12 protein-coding genes are annotated in these 16751 nt (G+C 68.4%); 9 read left to right on the forward strand and 3 right to left on the reverse strand.

Annotated elements, in window-relative coordinates:
• The first annotated feature begins 35 nt into the window (after positions 1–35).
• The 4 genes from EDF39_RS05725 to EDF39_RS05740 all read left to right on the forward strand — a co-directional run bounded on the left by EDF39_RS05725 (position 36) and on the right by EDF39_RS05740 (position 5032).
• Positions 36–1286, forward strand: a complete 1251-nt coding sequence (locus EDF39_RS05725) for an MFS transporter (protein WP_055960540.1) — start codon at positions 36–38, stop codon at positions 1284–1286.
• A 271-nt stretch (positions 1287–1557) separates the two neighbouring features.
• Positions 1558–2649, forward strand: coding sequence for an SDR family oxidoreductase (locus EDF39_RS05730; protein ID WP_123941235.1), 1092 nt, complete (start codon positions 1558–1560; stop codon positions 2647–2649).
• Positions 2650–2862: 213 nt separating this feature from the next.
• Positions 2863–4560, forward strand: a complete 1698-nt coding sequence (locus EDF39_RS05735; RefSeq protein ID WP_123942313.1) for an MDR family MFS transporter — start codon at positions 2863–2865, stop codon at positions 4558–4560.
• 1 nt (position 4561) lies between these two features.
• Entirely contained in the window at positions 4562–5032 is a 471-nt protein-coding gene (locus EDF39_RS05740) for a MarR family winged helix-turn-helix transcriptional regulator (RefSeq protein ID WP_158613166.1), read from the forward strand.
• 81 nt (positions 5033–5113) lie between these two features.
• On the opposite strand, the gene EDF39_RS17835 is transcribed toward EDF39_RS05740, so the two are convergent.
• On the reverse strand, positions 5114–5716 hold the full coding sequence (locus EDF39_RS17835; protein WP_123941239.1) for a sugar O-acetyltransferase: 603 nt from the start codon (positions 5714–5716) through the stop codon (positions 5114–5116).
• A 108-nt stretch (positions 5717–5824) separates the two neighbouring features.
• Positions 5825–8413, reverse strand: coding sequence for a lamin tail domain-containing protein (locus EDF39_RS05750; RefSeq protein WP_123941241.1), 2589 nt, complete (start codon positions 8411–8413; stop codon positions 5825–5827).
• A gap of 240 nt (positions 8414–8653) precedes the next feature.
• Here EDF39_RS05750 and EDF39_RS05755 point away from each other — a divergent pair, with 240 nt between their 5' ends.
• Entirely contained in the window at positions 8654–9853 is a 1200-nt protein-coding gene (locus EDF39_RS05755) for a Gfo/Idh/MocA family protein (RefSeq protein ID WP_123941243.1), read from the forward strand.
• Here EDF39_RS05755 and EDF39_RS05760 read toward each other — a convergent pair.
• Complete coding sequence (locus EDF39_RS05760) at positions 9823–10911, reverse strand: LacI family DNA-binding transcriptional regulator (RefSeq protein WP_233572982.1); 1089 nt, start codon at positions 10909–10911, stop codon at positions 9823–9825. The two genes, EDF39_RS05755 and EDF39_RS05760, sit on opposite strands and share 31 nt — an antisense overlap.
• Positions 10912–11069: 158 nt before the next feature.
• On the opposite strand from EDF39_RS05760, the gene EDF39_RS05765 reads away from it, so the two are divergent.
• Genes EDF39_RS05765 through EDF39_RS05780 form a run of 4 tightly spaced genes read left to right on the forward strand, consistent with a single transcriptional unit; the run spans position 11070 to position 16742 of the window.
• Positions 11070–12374: an ABC transporter substrate-binding protein gene (locus EDF39_RS05765; protein WP_123941247.1), complete on the forward strand. Its 1305-nt coding sequence runs from the start codon at positions 11070–11072 to the stop codon at positions 12372–12374.
• Between the two features lie 8 nt (positions 12375–12382).
• The gene (locus EDF39_RS05770) at positions 12383–13402 is read left to right on the forward strand and encodes a carbohydrate ABC transporter permease (RefSeq protein ID WP_123941249.1); all 1020 of its coding nucleotides are present in this window, start codon (positions 12383–12385) and stop codon (positions 13400–13402) included.
• Positions 13399–14271, forward strand: coding sequence for a carbohydrate ABC transporter permease (locus EDF39_RS05775; RefSeq protein WP_123941251.1), 873 nt, complete (start codon positions 13399–13401; stop codon positions 14269–14271). The genes EDF39_RS05770 and EDF39_RS05775 overlap by 4 nt, the downstream gene beginning before the upstream one ends.
• Positions 14268–16742: a glycoside hydrolase family 3 N-terminal domain-containing protein gene (locus EDF39_RS05780; protein ID WP_123941253.1), complete on the forward strand. Its 2475-nt coding sequence runs from the start codon at positions 14268–14270 to the stop codon at positions 16740–16742. The genes EDF39_RS05775 and EDF39_RS05780 overlap by 4 nt, the downstream gene beginning before the upstream one ends.
• Positions 16743–16751 lie beyond the last annotated feature (9 nt).

Raw genomic sequence — 16751 nt, forward strand, 5'->3', positions numbered from 1 at the left:
TGGGATTGGCCGCTCGACCGCTAGCCTTGACCCCTATGCACTATTCCCGAAGCGCGACCGTCATCGGCCTCCTTGCCCTGACGCTCTCGACCTTCATCGCGATCACGTCCGAGCTGCTCCCGGTGGGTCTGCTCCCCGAGATCGCGGACAGTGCGGGAGTCCCCGTGGGCACGGCAGGCCTCACCGTCTCGGTGTTCGCCGTCTGCGTCGCGATCCTGGCCGTCCCACTCGCGCGCGCCACCGACCGATTCCCGCGCAAATGGCTTCTCGTCGCGACGATCGTCTGCTACGCGGTCTCCGACCTGATCGTGGCCTCGTCGAGCGACTTCGCCGTGATCCTCGCCGGTCGCGCAGTCGGGGGCATCGGGCACGCGGTGTTCTACTCCGTTGTCACGAGCTACGCGGCCCGCCTCGTGGCGCCGCACCTCGTGGGTCGCGCCATGACCGTGGCTTTCGCCGGAGGCTCGCTCGGCAGCATCTTCGGTGTTCCGATCGCCACAGGGATCGGCGTCGCCTTCGACTGGCGAACTGCCTTCGTGGTCATGGCGCTCGCGGCAGCAATGCTTGGTGTCGCAGTGGCCCTCTTCCTGCCGAGCGTCGAAGGGAGCCCCACTCCGATCACGGGGACGATCTCGCAGCGGGCATGGTGGCGCGCCGGGTTGATCGCGGTCGGCGCCGTCAACACGCTGCTCTTCGTCGGCCAGCACTTCGTGTACACCTACATCACCAGCCTGCTGCGCGTTGCCGGAGTCACCGGGGACCGCGTCAGCCCGGTGCTCTTCGCCCTAGGTCTGGTCAGCGTCGCGGGGCTCCTCGCCTCGGGTGCCCTTGTCGACCGGCGACCGCGACTGGGGGCGATACTGCACGTCGCGACGATCGTGGGCAGTCTCGGGATCCTCGGCCCGCTCCTCCTGCTGAGCGCGTCGACCGGATCCGGGCTGCCGGCCCTCGGAGCGATCGCCCTCTGGAACATCGCGTTCGCGGGCGTCGGCACCTTCATGATGACCGCGGCCATCCGTACCGGCATCGCGTCGCCGAGTGTTGCGGGAGCCTTCGTCAACAGCACGAGCAACGTCGGCATCACCGTAGGATCCGCCGCCGGTGGTCTCGGCCTCGCGCTCGGCGGCCCCGAAGTCCTCCCTGTTGCCGGCGCTGTCGTGTGCGCCGCGGCCCTGGTCGTGCTCATCGTCGCGCGGCAGGGGTTCCCGTCGAAGCCCCATCGCGAGCTCAGCCTCAATACGACCGGATCGATCCGAACGGTGCTGCCGCCGCGTTCGCGTCGCTGAGCGCTGCGGCCCTGCCTGCGCCCGCTCGGGTTGCCGAGTGCCGCCAAATGCCGCGTGCGGGCCGGTGCAGCGGGCATTTGGCGGCACTCGGCACCGCGGGGTGGGGCCTGGGGCGTGTGCGAGTTCGCGAGTGCCGCCGAATGCCACGTGCGGCCCGGTGCAGCCTGCAATAGGCGGCACTCGGCACTCGGCACTCGGCGTCCGCGAGCCGACGGACGCCACTCGACGACATCCGTCGGAATACGTCAGCGCTCCGACCGTTGGGCCCAGCATGGCCTCGAACGAAACTGCCCCGTCCACCCGCACCGCGCTCGTCGTCGGCGCCTCCGGCATTACCGGATCGGCGCTCGTCGAGCAGCTCGTCGCCGAGGGCTGGGAGGTGCTGGCGCTGTCTCGCCGCGCGTCCTCCACGACCGGCGTCCGGGGCATCGCCGCCGACCTCCGCGACCCCGCGAGCCTCGCCGCCGCACTCGCCGACGAACGCCCCACCCACGTCTTCTTCACGGCGTGGCAGCGCCAGGCGACCGAGGCCGAGAACATCGCGGTCAACGGCGGCATGGTGCGCGACCTGCTGGCGGCTCTCGCGCACGCACCGCTGCAGCACGTCGCGCTCGTCACCGGTCTCAAGCACTACCTCGGACCGTTCGAGGCCTATGCCGCGGGCGAGATGCCCGACACTCCCTTCCACGAGGAGGAGCCGCGCCTCGACACCCCGAACTTCTACTACGCCCAGGAGGACGAGCTGTTCGCCGCCGCCGCGACGCAGGGCTTCACCTGGTCGGTGCACCGCTCGCACACCGTGATCGGCTACGCCGTCGGCAATGCCATGAACATGGGCTCGACGATCGCCGTCCAGGCGACGCTGGCGAAGGAGCTCGGCCTCGACTTCGTGTTCCCCGGCAGCGAGGCGCAGTGGAACGGCCTCACCGACATGACCGACGCGGGCGTTCTCGCCGAGCAGATCATGTGGGCGTCCACCTCGCCGAACGGCGCCGACGAGGCATTCAACATCGTCAACGGCGACGTGTTCCGCTGGCGCTGGATGTGGCCGCGCCTCGCCGCTCGCCTCGGCGTCGACCCGGCGCGTGTCGTCGGCTTCGAGGGGGAGGCCCGTCCCCTCGAGGAGCAGATGCGCGAGCACGAGTCCGCCTGGCCCGCGATTGCCGAGAAGTACGACCTCGCCGAGGCCGACATCTCGCGCCTCGCGTCGTGGTGGCACACCGACGCCGATCTCGGCCGCGCCATGGAGGTCGTCACCGACATGGGCAAGAGCCGCGAGGCCGGATTCCTCTCGTTCAAGCGCACCGAGCGGGCGTTCGCCGAGCTCTTCGAGCGGTACCGGGCCGAGCGCCTGATCCCGTGATCGGGTAGCCGAGGATCCTGGTCTCCCGTGGCTTCGAGAATTCGTGCACGGTCTGCAGTGATTAGTTGACAACGGTCAACGACAAGCGGATGATTGACGCAAGTCAACCATTTGGGCTCAGTGTCGCGCCCCCGCACTCACCACTGGAGTTACCTAATGTCACACGCACCGAGCGGAAAGGCCGAAGCGCTCAGCTCCGACTCACCCGCCGCCATGTCTCACCGCCAGGTGATGGAGGCCCTCTCGGGCCTCCTCCTCGGCATGTTCGTCGCCATCCTCGCGTCGACCGTCGTCAGCACGTCGCTGCCCAAGATCATCTCCGACCTCAAGGGCGGCGAGAGCGCCTACACCTGGGTTGTCACCTCGACCCTGCTGGCCACAACGGTCTCGACCCCGGTCTGGGGAAAGCTCGCCGACCTCGTCAACCGCAAGCTGCTGATCCAGCTCGCACTGGTCGTCTTCGTGCTCGGCTCGGCCCTCGCCGGCTTCTCGCAGAACCCCGGCACGCTCATCACGTTCCGCGTGCTGCAGGGTCTCGGCGCCGGTGGCCTCACGGCCCTCAGCCAGATCATCCTGGCCGACATCATCAGCCCGCGTGAGCGTGGCCGCTACATGGGCTACTTCGGGGCCGTCCTCGCGGTCGGCACGGTCGGTGGCCCGCTCATCGGCGGTGTGCTCACCGACACCCTCGGATGGCGCTGGAACTTCTTTGTGGGCGTGCCCTTCGCTGTAGCCGCCATCATCGTGCTCCAGTTCACCCTGAAGCTCCGGAAGATGCCGAAACGCAAGGTCTCGATCGACTACCCCGGCATCATCACGATCGCCGGCGGTGTCTCGCTGCTGCTCATTTGGGTCACTCTCGCCGGCAAGAACTTCGACTGGATCTCGGTCACATCGTTCGTGATGGTGATCGGCGCCGTGATCCTTTTGGTCGCCGCCGTGCTCATCGAGCGTCGCGCCGTCGAGCCGATCCTGCCGATGACGCTGTTCCAGAACCGCACCTTCTCGCTCGCCGTCATCGGCTCGATCGCCGTCGGCATCGCGATGTTCGGCGCCACCGTCTACCTCGCGCAGTACATGCAGCTCGCTCGCGGTGCGACGCCGACCCAGTCGGGTCTGCTGACGATCCCCATGATCGGCGGTCTGCTGATCTCGTCGACCGTCGCCGGAAACCTGATCACCCGCTTCGGCAAGTGGAAGCCGTTCATGGTCGTCGGATCGATCGCACTCGTGGCCGGCCTCGCCCTCATGGGCACGATCCAGTACGACACCTTCTACCCGCTGGTCGCCGTGTTCATGTTCATCACCGGTGCCGGCGTCGGAATGGTCATGCAGAACCTCGTGCTCGTCGTGCAGAACACGACAGAGCCGAAGAACATCGGTGCGGCCTCGGCCGGCGTCGCGTTCTTCCGCTCGCTCGGTGGTGCGCTCGGCGTCTCGATCCTCGGCACCGTGCTCGGCAACCGCGTCACCACCCTCCTCGATGGCAAGCAGGCCGAGCTCGGCAAGGCCATCGCCGGCCTCGGCGACAAGGGCGCGGCCGTCGCGAAAGAACTGTCCAGCGGCACCATTCCCGCGGTCAGCAGCCTCCCCGACGGAGTGCGTCAAATCATCGAGTCGGCCTACGGCCAGGCTGTGGCGAATGTGTTCCTGATCGCCGCACCGATCGCGATCCTGCTCGTTCTCGCCGTGGTCTTCATGCCCAACAAAGAGCTGACCTCGAAGACGGTCGCCGAGCGCGATGCCGACGGCGACACCGACGGCGGCATTCTCGGGGCCTCGGCCCAGGGCTCTACCGGCGTCGACGACGTCGACCGGAGTCACGGGGCGCACGCCGCCAAGACCACCGACGACGGTTCGGTCAGTGCGGATTCCCAGGAGCGTGTCGGGGCCCGTGCGTCACACTCCTGACATGACTCTCGATCGCCCGTCGCCCGCCGGTTCGCCGGTGGGCGGCGCGGCCGGAGCCGAGGCCGACCGTCTCGAGCAGCAGTTCGGTCTCCTGTTCGACGCGTACCGTCAGCGCCTGCGTCAGCGGGCGACCGAGATTGACCCGTCGCTCCAGCCGTCCGGGTACCGCACCATCGTGACGCTCATCAATCTCGGCCCGACCGGAGCCACGCACCTCGCCGACGTCCTGGGGTTCGACAAGAGCGTGCTCAGTCGGCAGTTGCACCAGCTCGAATTGCTCGAGCTCGTCACCCGAGAGCAGGATCCGGCGGACCGCCGCGCAGTCATCATCCATGCCACGCCGGTCGCCGTCGCCCGGGTCGAGGCCCTCAAGACGCTCGAGCGAGATGAGTTCCGCGATCGCCTCTCGCAGTGGGAGGCCAGCGAGTTGAGCGACCTGATTCGCCTGCTCGCGAAGCTGAACGAGGCGTAGCGCCGCGCAACTCCATCTTCCGCTCAGGACACCACCCATCGGCGGTGTCTTGAGCGGAAAGTGGTGTCACACCCTGGGCAGCTACAGGTCGAGCCGTCGATCGTGCCAGTGGAACTCGCGATCGTGGTCGTTGATCTCACGCACGACGCGGCAGGGCACGCCGACCGCCACGACGCCCGAGGGGATGTCGCGGGTGACGACGCTGCCGGCACCAATCACGGTGTCGTCGCCGATGGTCACGCCCGGCATGATCTGGGCGCCGCCGCCGATCCAGACGTTGCGACCGATGTGGACCGGGAGGTTGAACTGCAGACCCTTGGCACGGAGCTCGGGCAGGATCGGGTGCCCGGCCGTCGCCACCACCACGTTGGGCCCGAACATGACGTTGTCGCCGACGTGGATGTCGCCGTCGTCGACGAGGGTGAGATTGAAGTTGGCGTAGATGCCGCGGCCGAAATAGGCGTTGCGACCGGCCCAGTTAGCGTGCAGCGGCGGCTCGATGTAGCAGTCGTCGCCGATGGCGCCGAACATGCGCTGCAGCAGCTCGGAACGCTCGGTCGACTGCGACGGCCTTGTGGCGTTGAAGTCGTAGAGCAGCTCGAGCGCCGCTTCCTGATCACTGGCGAGCCCGGGTTCGTTGGGGTCGTAGACCAGGCCCTGTTGCATGCGTTCGCTGTTGTCCATGCGGTTATCGTCGCACCCGGCCTGGCTGGCAGACGTCATGCGGACTTCCGGACTCGCCGCGGCGAGTCGGATAGTCCGCATGACGTCTGCCACCGGCGGCGGCAGCGGCTACGCGGCCCGTCGGCGGCGCACCGCGACGAGCGACGCGACACCGAGTGCGAGCAGCAGGCCGCCGAGAGCCGCGAGCGGCGCCGGTTCGGAGCCGGTGTAGGCGAGGGCGGTCTGTGCTGCGGCCGCGGCGCCGGGGTCAGTGGCGGTGCCGCCGGATCCTGCGGTTCCGCCCGACCCTGAGGCGACGTCGCCGTCACCCGAACCGTCACCCGACCCGCCGTCGCCGCCGTCGCCCGCGCCGTCACCCGGCGTGGTCGGCGCCTCCGACGGGAACGACCCCACGCGGAACGAGAACCCGTCGGTGTCGTTGTCATCGGCGTAGAAGGTCAGTCGGGCGCCGTCGACGGTCGTTGCCGCCGGAGCGATCGCGAAGCCTTCGTTCGCGAGTGCCGGGTCGGCGTTGGCGGGGGCGTTGTAGAGGGTGTCCTGGACGAAGGATCCGGCGGAGTCGATCGAGAACAACGCCGTCTGGCCCGCGCACGCGTCGTCGCACACGACCCACAGCTGCCCGAGATCGGCGTCGAACTGCACGTCGGCGACGACCCCGAACGTCGTGGGGATCGTGGCGATGCGCTGGAACGAGCCGTCCGACATCAGCGCGTAGGCGTAGACGCTCGCGGTGCCTTCGACGCCAACGAAGAAGAGTCCGTCGCCGTGACCGGCGTAGTCCGCCGGGTCGTACTCGGCGCCGGTGCTCTCGTCGGTGAAGCCCGCATCGGTGAGGAACGAGTCGGGAACCCAGGTGACACCCTCGAGCCCGGCGTTCGCGCCGATCGTCGGGAAGTCGGCGGCGAGGTTCCACTCGGCGGTCGCGTTCAGCACGGTCGCCGAGATCGACGGGTCGTAGCGGAGCACCGACGGGCGGCTGGTGCCCGAGACGTCGTTGTTGCGCTCGGACGAGACGTAGATGCCGCCGGCGGAGGAGTCATCGGCCACCGTGACGCCCTCGGCGTCGACCGTGCCGGTGCCGTCGGCGTAGTGCAGCACCTTGCCGCCCGCCCAGCCCGCGGTCGTGGCCGGAGCCCAGCCTCCAGCGCCATCCGAGACGATCTTGTAGAGCCGGCCGGTGCCGTTCTCGACGCCCCAGATGGTGCCGTCGGCCGCCGAGCCGGACGGCTCGTAGTCGAGGCCGGACAGGTCGCCGGTGTAGGTCGACTCGTCGTCGAGGGGCGTCTCGTCGGGGCTGCCGGGCCACTGCTCGGCCACGGCCACGCCGTCGAAGAGGTTCGCGCTGCCCTTGCTGGGCTCGGAGGTGGTCTCGAAGTCACCCGTGCCGTCGGGGCTCCGGCCGTAGGTGGTCGCGGCGTGTTCGGTCCAGTCGTACGAGTCGACGAGGGTGGTGCCGTTGGCGAGGAAGAGGCGCGCCGAGTCGGCACCCCCGAGACCGAAGTCGAAGCCGTTCGGCGTGCTGTCGGTCTTCTCGTCGAGCACGACGAAAGCGCCCGGAGCGATGCTCGTGCCCGCCGGGACGGCGTACGAGTCGGTGTCTTTGTTGTCGCGGAACACGTAGCCCGACATGTCGACGCTCGTCGCACCGATGTTCGTCAGCTCGACCCAGTCGCCGGGTGTGCCGCCGTTCGACTCGACCTCGTTGATGCGCACCGGCGACGAGCAGTCGTTCGCATCGCCCTTGGTCGAGGTCGTCGTGGTGGTGAAGTTACCGGTGCCGTCGGGGCAGCGGCCGTAGGTGACGAGGCTGTGCGTGGTCCACGAATACGTCGCAGCCAGGGCGTCGGCCCGGTCGTACAGGCTGACCGAGTCGGCCGCTCCGAGGCCGAAGTCGAAGCCCTCGGGGTCGGTCGTCGTCGCCTGGTCGATCACGAAGTAGTCGCCGGGGTCGACGATCGATCCGGCCGGAAGACGGTACTTCGCGTGGCTGGCGTCGCTGTCGACGAAGCCGTAGCCCGAGAGGTCGAGCGCCGTGTCGGAGGTGTTGGTGACCTCGACCCAGTCGGTGTCGTCGCCGTTCGACTCGACCTCGTTGATCGAGAGGCCGTCGGCGTTCGCGGCGGGGTCGGCCGGTGCCGGGTCGGTCGGGTCGGCGGGAGTCGGGTCGGTCGGGTCGGTGGGCTCAGGATCCGGCACGGCCGTCTCGAAGGCATTCGCCGCGTTTTTCGTCGACGCCGAGGTCACCGCGAAGCCGCCCGTGAGGTCGGGGGAGCGCCCGTAGGTCGTCGCTGCGGCCGTCGTCCAGGCGTACGAGTCGACGAGCGTCGTGCCGTCCGCCTCGAACAGGCGCACCGAGTCGGCGCCGCCCAGCCCGAAGTCGAAGCCGTCGGGCGTCGTAGCGATCACGGTGTCGAGGGTGAGGTAGCCGCCGGCCGCGATGAGCGAACCCGTCGGCAGCACGAAGGTGTCGGTGTCTTTGTTGTCGCGCAGGATCATGCCGCTCGCGTCGATCGCGCTGGCGGTCGGGTTGCCGAGCTCGATCCAGTCGTCGGGAGAGCCACCGGACGATTCGATCTCGTTCATCACGATGTCGCTCGTCGCGGCGGAGGCGGGAGCGGCCGTGAGGAGGACGAGGCCGCTGAGGGCCAGCGTGCCGGTGAGCGTCAGGGCTCCGGCGCGAAGAAGAGGCGGGCGCATGGTGGTCCGTTTCAGTGGGGGAGCGGCAATCGTCGCTGACCGAACAAAATGGTTCGTGACGCGGAGGTGAACCGCAGGTGTCGGCGGATCCTGACACCGGGTTTCGGGCGGGACGCCGTCGAAAGGCGGTGTCCGTTCCGAAAGGCGGTGTGTGGGTGGTGCAGGGGTCGACGCGAAAGCGTGTCAGGTTGTTATTACATGGCCGACTCGATACCGTCGACACACAAGCGAAGGAGCTCCATGACCACGACCCTCGGCGTCGGCCTCATCAGCGTGGGGTGGATGGGCCGCCTCCACTCCCGGGCGTATCGGGCGCTCCCCGACCACTTCCCCGAGCTCGACGTCGTGCCCCGTTTCGTGGTCGCAGCCGACCCCGTGGCCGAGGCTCGCGGCGAGGCGGTGTCGCGGCTGGGGTTCGAGCGCGCGGTCGCCGATTACCACGAGGTGCTCGCGGATCCTGAGGTCGATGTCGTCTCGATCTGCTCGCCCAACTTTCTGCACCGCGAGATGGCCGTCGCCGCCGCGAAAGCGGGCAAGCCGTTCTGGATCGAGAAGCCGATGGGGCGCTACGCCTCCGACTCGCGCCAGATCGCCAAGGCCGTCGCCGCAGCCGGCGTTGTCACCGCAGTCGGCTTCAACTACCGGCACGCCCCCGCCGTCGAGCACATGCGTTCGTTGGTGCGCGACGGCCGCATCGGGCGGGTCACGAACGTGCGGGGCACGCTGCTTGCCGACTACTCGTCGAATCCGCTGGCGCCACTCACCTGGCGGTTCGAGCGCGAGAGAGCAGGATCCGGGGTGCTCGGCGATCTGTTGTCGCACGGCCTCGATCTCGCGCAGTACGTCGCGGGTCGCATCTCGAGCGTGACCGCGCTCGCCGAGACGTTCATCACCGACCGGCCGGCCCCCGGCGCCGGGGTGGTCGACCGCTCTGCCGCCGGTACGGGTGCGCTGAAGGCTGTCGAGAACGAGGACTACGCGGCCCTGCTGTTCCGCTTCGACTCGGGAGCGGTCGGAACGATGGATTCGAGCCGCATCATGCGGGGCCCGCGCGCCGAGTACGCCCTCGAGGTCTACGGCACCACCGGGTCGATCCGGTGGGACTTCCAGCGCCTGAACGAGCTCGAGGTCTGCCTCGACGACGCGCCCGAGTACGGCTACACGACGATCTACCTCTCGCCGGGCCAGGGTGAATTCGGCCGGTTCCAGCCGGGCGGCGGCACCGGCATGGGGTTCGACGACCTCAAGACCATCGAGGCGGCGCAGTTCGTGAAGAGTGTGCTGACCGGCGAGCAGCTCGCTCCCTCGGTGGCTGACGGGCTGGCGACGGCGACCATCGTGGAGGCGGCCGAGGCGTCGCTCGCCGACGGCGCCTGGCATGACGTGCCCCGAGTCGACGGGCCCCTGACCTACGACGCTCCGGCGCCGGTACTGGGCTGACGCGCGGGCGAGGACGCGGCCGCCGACGGCGACGTCGGCACCGGCCCGGTGCTCGCCCGCACGACGAGCGAGGTCGGAAGCTGCACGTGCTGCGGAATCGCCTTGCCGTCGAGCAGCTGAAGCAGCAGCTCGAGAGCCCGAGCCCCCAGGTCGTGCAGGGGCTGGGCCACCGTGGTCAGAGGCGGCTTCGCGTTCGCCGCCTGGGGGATGTCGTCGAAACCCACGACCGAGAGATCGTCGGGCACGCGCAGTCCGAGCCGGTGCGCCACCTCGAGCACCCCGATGGCCGAGCTGTCGTTGGCGGCGAAGACGGCCGTGGGGCGGTCGCGTGTCGTGAGCAGGCGGAAGGCGGCATCGGTCGTGAGGGCGGTCTGGTAGCCACCGACCTGCACCAGTGCGGGGTCGAATGGGATGCCCGCCTCGTCGAGAGCCTGGCGGTAGCCGCGTTCGCGAAGTTCGGCCGACGCGAGACCGGTGCGGCCCCGGACGTGGGCGATCCGTCGGTGCCCGAGCCCGATGAGGTGCTCGGTCGCGGCACGGGCGCCACCGACGTTGTCGGAGTCGATGGCGGCGTGGCCCTCGGGGCCGGTGTGCGGGTCGATCGAGATGACCGGGATCGACAGCTTCGACATCAGGGTCGTGGGCGTGACGACGATCGCGCCGTCGATCAGGGTGCCGCCGAGGCGTGACAGCGAGCGGCGTTCCCAGCCGGGCTGGGTCTCGGCTCCGACGAGTCCGGCGTAGGCGAGGAGCTCATAGCCGGTGCCGGTCGCGGCTGACGAGATGCCCTGGAGCAGTTCTGCCGAGAACGGCTCGAACTCGGTGACCAGGATGCCGATGACGTTCGTCCGGCTCCGGCGGAGGCTGCTCGCGACGAGCGAGGTCTCGTAGCCGAGCTCGTCGATGATCGCCAGGACTCGCTGGGAGGTGGCCGACGCCACCCCGTCGCGGCCGTTGACGACCTTGGAGACCGTCGGCACCGATACCCCCGACGCGCGTGCCACGTCTTTGATCGTGACGCGGCCCGGCGGGGCGACGAATTCGACATCGTTTTCCACACTGCTCACGGTAGTGGTTTGCAGGCCCTCGGATGATCGATTCAATGAGATAGAAATCGATATCGAAATCGATTGACAAGCTCGTCGCGAAAGTGGCATCCTCCTTTCGGCGGCACTCGAAGCCGCCAGTCAACGACGACCACCAAGGAGCTTCCGCAATGACGAGGAAAAACCGAATCAGGGTTGCGAGCGCGATCGGACTCGCTCTCGGAACAGCACTACTCGCCACCGCCTGCTCGTCCGGAGCCGGCGGCTCGGGCGACGCTAACGGCAACGTCACGATGACCTTCTGGCACAACTCGACCACCGGGCCCGGCAAGGCCCACTGGGAGAAGACGGTCAAAGATTTCGAGGCGTCGCACCCGAAGATCACCATCAACGTCCAGGCCATTCAGAACGAAGACCTCGACGGCAAGCTGCAGACCGCCCTCAACTCGGGCGGCGGGCCCGACATCTTCCTCCAGCGCGGCGGCGGCAAGATGAACGCGATGATCCAGGCCGGTCAAATCCAAGACATCTCAGGATCCATCGACTCGGCTACCAAGGCGGCCGTCAGTGCCGGAACCTTCAAGGGCTACGAGGTCGACGGCAAGACCTACGCGATGCCGGTCGACGTGCTTCCCGAGGGCATCTGGTACAGCAAAGACCTCTTCAAGGCAGCGGGAATCACCGACACTCCGACCACCCTCGACGAGTTGAACGACGACATCACGAAGCTCAAGGCCTCGGGCGTCGCTCCGGTCGCCGTCGGCGCCAAAGACGCCTGGCCCGCCGCGCACTGGTACTACAACTTCGCCCTTCGCGAATGCAGCGAAGACACCCTGAACGCGACGGCCAAGTCGCTGAAGTTCGACGACGAGTGCTGGACCAAGGCGGGTGACGACGTCAAGGCCTTCAATGACACCAAGCCTTTCAACGACGGCTTCCTGACCACCGCTGCGCAGCAGGGTGCGGGCAGCTCAGCCGGCCTCGTGGCAAACCACAAGGCCGCGATGGAACTCATGGGTTCGTGGGATCCCGGAGTCATCTCGTCGCTGACGCCCGACCAGAAGCCTCTCTCCGACCTCGGCTTCTTCCCGTTCCCGACGATCTCGGGTGGTCAGGGCGACCCGGCGGCCCTCATGGGTGGTCTCGATGGGTTCTCGTGCGCGACGAAGGCCCCCAAGGGCCCCTGCGCCGAGTTCTTGAACTACATCGTCACCAAGGACGCGCAGGAGGCCTACTACAAGGCGTTCAGCACGATTCCGGTGAACAAAGACGCCCAGTCGGTCATCACCGAGCCCTACCTGAAGTCGGTTCTCGCGGCCTACACGAAGGCGCCCTACGTGTCGCAGTACCTCGACACCCTCTACGGCCAGAACGTCGGCAACGCCCTGAACACCGGCGTCGTCGATTTGCTCGCCGGTCAGGGTTCGGTGTCGGACATCATCGACAACACCAACCAGGCTGCGGCCAAGGGATAGCTCCCACTATGAACACCACCGTCAAGACACCGTCCCCGGCCAGCTCGGCCGAGGCGACGACGGCGGGGAGCGGAGCGCGACGCGCGCCGCTCCCCGCCGGGAGGCGCGGGGCGCGGAAGGCGGCCGACTGGCGCCAGCGCTTCGAGATCGCAGTCCTCTCCGGCCCGGCCATCGTCGTCTTCGTCGCCTTCGTGATCGTTCCGGTCGGCATGGCCGCCTTCTACGGTTTCTACAAATGGCAGGGCTACGGGCCGCCGACCGACTTCGTGGGCCTCGACAACTACAAGATCATCTTCAGCGACAGCGCGTTCCACGAGGTGCTGTCGCATAACGGCTTCATCGTGGTTCTGTCGCTGATCGTGCAGGGTCCGGTCGCCATCGTGTTGGCTCTCCTGCTGAACCAGAAGATCCGCGGTCGCGGGCTGATCCGCGTGCTCATCTTCGTTCCGTACGTGATCTCGGAGGTCATCGTCGGCACCGGCTGGAGCCTGATGCTCCAGACGAACGGGGCCGTCAACGACCTGCTCGCCGACATCGGGCTCGGTGCGCTCAAGAGCGACTGGCTCTCCGACCCGAAGATCGCCATCTGGAGCCTCCTGGTGATCATCTCGTGGAAGTACATCGGCTTCGCCGTCATCCTCTTTCTCGCCGGGCTGCAGAGCATTCCCGAAGATCTCTCCGAGGCCGCCGCGATCGACGGGGCGACCTACTGGCAGATCCAGCGGAGCATCACGCTCCCGCTGCTCGGGCCGACAATCCGCATCTGGGCCTTCCTGTCGGTGATCGGCTCACTGCAGCTCTTCGACCTCGTCTACATCATCTGGGGCCAGTACATCGCCTCGACGGCGGGCACCTCCACGATGGCGACCTACATGGTCGCGAACGGCCGCAACTCGGGCAACTACGGCTTCGGCAACGCCGTCGCCGTCGTCATGTTCGTGATCTCGCTCGCCATCGCCCTCATCTACCAGCGGTTCGTGCTCAGCCGTGACACGGCGGGCGCGCTCACCGAAAGGCCGAAGAAATGACCGCACTGACCTACCGCGCCGGCGCACAGCGCTCCCGTGGTCGACAGAAGGCGAGTGGGCGCGGCACTCCCGCGACCTACTTCATAGCCCTCCTGTTCATCAGCGTCAGTTTGGCGCCGGTGCTCTACATCGTGCTCGGCGGGTTCCGCACCAACGCTCAGATCACGACGAACCCCGCGGGCCTTCCCGGGCCGTGGGAGATCGGCAACTACGTCGACGTGCTGTCGAGCTCGATCTTCTGGCGTCAGCTCGGCAACTCGGCGATCGCCGGTTTCGCGACGACCATCGGCGTCGTCGTGCTCGGCCTGATGGTGAGCTTCGTCCTGGCGCGCTACCGGTTCCGCGGGCGAGGGGCGATGTATGCCCTCTTCGCCGCCGGGCTCATGTTCCCGATCACGGTGGCCATCACTCCGCTCTACCTGCTGATCAAAGACCTCGGCCTCACGAACAGCCTGGCCGGCGTGATCCTGCCGCAGATCGCGTTCGCGCTGCCGACGACTGTCATCATCCTGGTGCCGTTCCTTCGCGCCATCCCCGACGAATTAGAAGAGGCGGCGTCGATCGACGGCGCGAGCCGTCTCGGCTTCTTCTTCCGCATGATCGTGCCGCTGTCGCTTCCCGGGGTCGTGACCACCGGGATCCTCGCCTTCATCGGAAGCTGGAACAGCTACATCCTGCCGCTGTTCATCTTGAACGACGAGGGCAGCTACACGCTGCCGCTCGGCGTTCAGGCCTTCGCCTCGCAGTACTCGGTCGACACCGCCAAGGTGCTCGCCTTCACGTCGCTGTCGATGATTCCGGCCCTGATCTTCTTCACGATCTTCCAGCGCCGCATCGTCGGTGGCCTCACCGGGGCGGTGAAGGGATGACCACCACCGACCACTTCCGCGCGGTCCCAGCCGCGTCCTTGCCGGCCTGGCCCGAGGTCTCGAGCCGCGTCGCCGACCTCCTCGCCTCGATGACGCTCGAAGAGAAGCTGGCCCAGATCGTCGGCTACTGGCTCGACCAGAACGGCGTCGTCGCGCCGATGCAGGGTGAGATGGCGGGCGATCAGGCTCCCGCGACCTCTCTCGCGGAGGTGACTCGCAACGGCATCGGGCACTACACCCGGGTGTACGGCACCCGACCGGTCGACGCCGAGGAGCGCGCCGCCTGGCTCTGGGGCGAGCAGCGGCGTCTCAAGCGCGAGACGCGTCTGGGCATCCCGGCTCTCGTCCACGAAGAGTGCCTCACCGGGCTGGCCGCCTGGAAGGCCGCCACGTTCCCCACGCCTCTGGCCTGGGGTGCGTCGTTCGACCCCGAGCTCGTCGAGCAGGTCGGCGCCGTCATCGGCGAGTCCATGCGCGAGCTCGGCATCCACCAGGGGCTGGCACCGGTGCTCGACGTCATCCGCGATCCCCGCTGGGGTCGCGTCGACGAGTGCGTCGCCGAAGATCCGTACTTGGTCGGCACGGTCGGGACCGCCTACGTCCGCGGGCTCCAGAGCAGCGGCGTGCACGCGACGCTCAAGCACTTCCTCGGCTACTCGGCATCGCAGTCCGGTCGCAACCACGCTCCGGTCCACGCCGGACAGCGCGAGATCGCTGACGTCTTTCTGCCGCCCTTCGAGATGGCGCTGCGCGACGGGGGTGCCCGAAGCGTGATGAACTCCTACGCCGAGATCGACGGCGTTCCGATGGCGGCTCACGCCGACTATCTGACCAGGATCCTGCGCGACCACCTGGGCTTCGACGGCGTCGTGGTCGCCGACTACTTCGCCGTGGCCTTCCTCGAGGTCATGCACCGAGTCGCCGCCGACCGTGGCGAGGCCGCCGCCCTGGCGCTCGAGGCGGGCATCGACGTCGAACTGCCGACGGGCGACGCCTACCTCAGCCCCCTCGCCGACCGGATTCGCTCCGGTGCCTTCGACGAGGCGTACGTCGATCGGGCAGTGCTCCGGGCGCTCGCGCAGAAGGAGGAACTCGGTCTCCTCGAACCCGACGTCTACGACGACGAGCCGCCGACCGGCGTCGACCTCGACTCGCCTCGCCATCAGGAGCTCGCCCGGCGTCTGGCGGCCGAGTCGATCGTGTTGCTCTCGAACGACGGAACGCTGCCGCTCGTCGGTGGCACCTTATCGGCTTCGCCTCGCCTCGCCGTCGTCGGCCCCAACGCCGACCGGGCCGAAGCGCTCCAGGGCTGCTACTCGTTCGCCAATCACGTGCTCGCCAGCCACCCCGACCTGCCTCTGGGGTTCGACGTGCCGACCCTGCTGGAGGCGCTTCCGGGCGCTCTTCACGCGGCTGGGGCTTCGGAGGCCGACGTGAGGTCGGCCCGCGGCTGCGACGTCGAGGGAACCGACACCTCGGGCTTCGACGAAGCTGTGGCGCAGGCCCGCGAGGCCGACGTCGTCGTCGCGGTCGTCGGCGACCAGGCGGGACTGTTCGGGCGCGGCACCGTCGGCGAAGGAAACGACGTCGAGTCGCTCGAGCTGCCCGGCGTGCAGCGCCAGCTCGTCGAAGCCCTCGTTGCCACCGGCACGCCCGTCGTGCTCGTGCTGATCACCGGTCGCCCCTACGCGATCGGCTGGGCTCTCGACGGAGAACCGGCAACGCGGCCCGCGGCCGTCGTGCAGGCGTTCTTCCCGGGGGAGGGCGGGGGGCTGGCGCTCGCCGACGTCCTCGTCGGGGCGGTCAACCCGTCGGGCCGTCTTCCGATCTCGCTTCCGCGGTCAGCCGGGGCGGAACCGGCGACGTACCTGCACCCGCCGCTCGGCGGCGCATCCGACGTGACCTCCGCCGACTCGACACCGGTGCGGCCGTTCGGCTTCGGCCTGTCGTACACCTCGTTCGACTACGCCGACCTCGAGGTGCCCGGCAGCGTGCCCGCCGGCGGGCTCTTCGATGCCGCCGTGACCGTGACGAACACGGGCGCCCAGGCGGGCACCGACATCGTGCAGCTCTACGGCCGCGACCTGCGGGGCACCGTGACGCGGCCCGTCGTGCAGCTGCTCGCCTACGCCCGGGTTGACCTCGCCGCGGGGGAGTCGGCGCGAGTCGTCTTCACCGTGCCGACAGCGCGCTTCGCCTTCAGCGATCGGCGCCTCGTGCGCGTCGTCGAGCCGGGAGACAACGAGATCTGGGTGGGTTCGCACGCCGAGGCGACCGAGACGCTCGGCGGCGCTGCTGACGCGGTGGACGAGACGACGGGCGGAGTGATCGTGAACGAGCGCAGGGTCGCCGCCACCGAGATCGCCGGGCTCGCGACGAAACGCGCCCGCCTCTCGATCTCGGGCGACGTGCACGAGGTGACCGCCGCGGATCCTCGGATCGTGACCTGGACGGTCGAGCGACAGGGCTAGTCAGAGTCG

Source organism: Frondihabitans sp. PhB161 (assembly GCF_003814635.1).
GTDB lineage: Bacteria > Actinomycetota > Actinomycetes > Actinomycetales > Microbacteriaceae > Frondihabitans.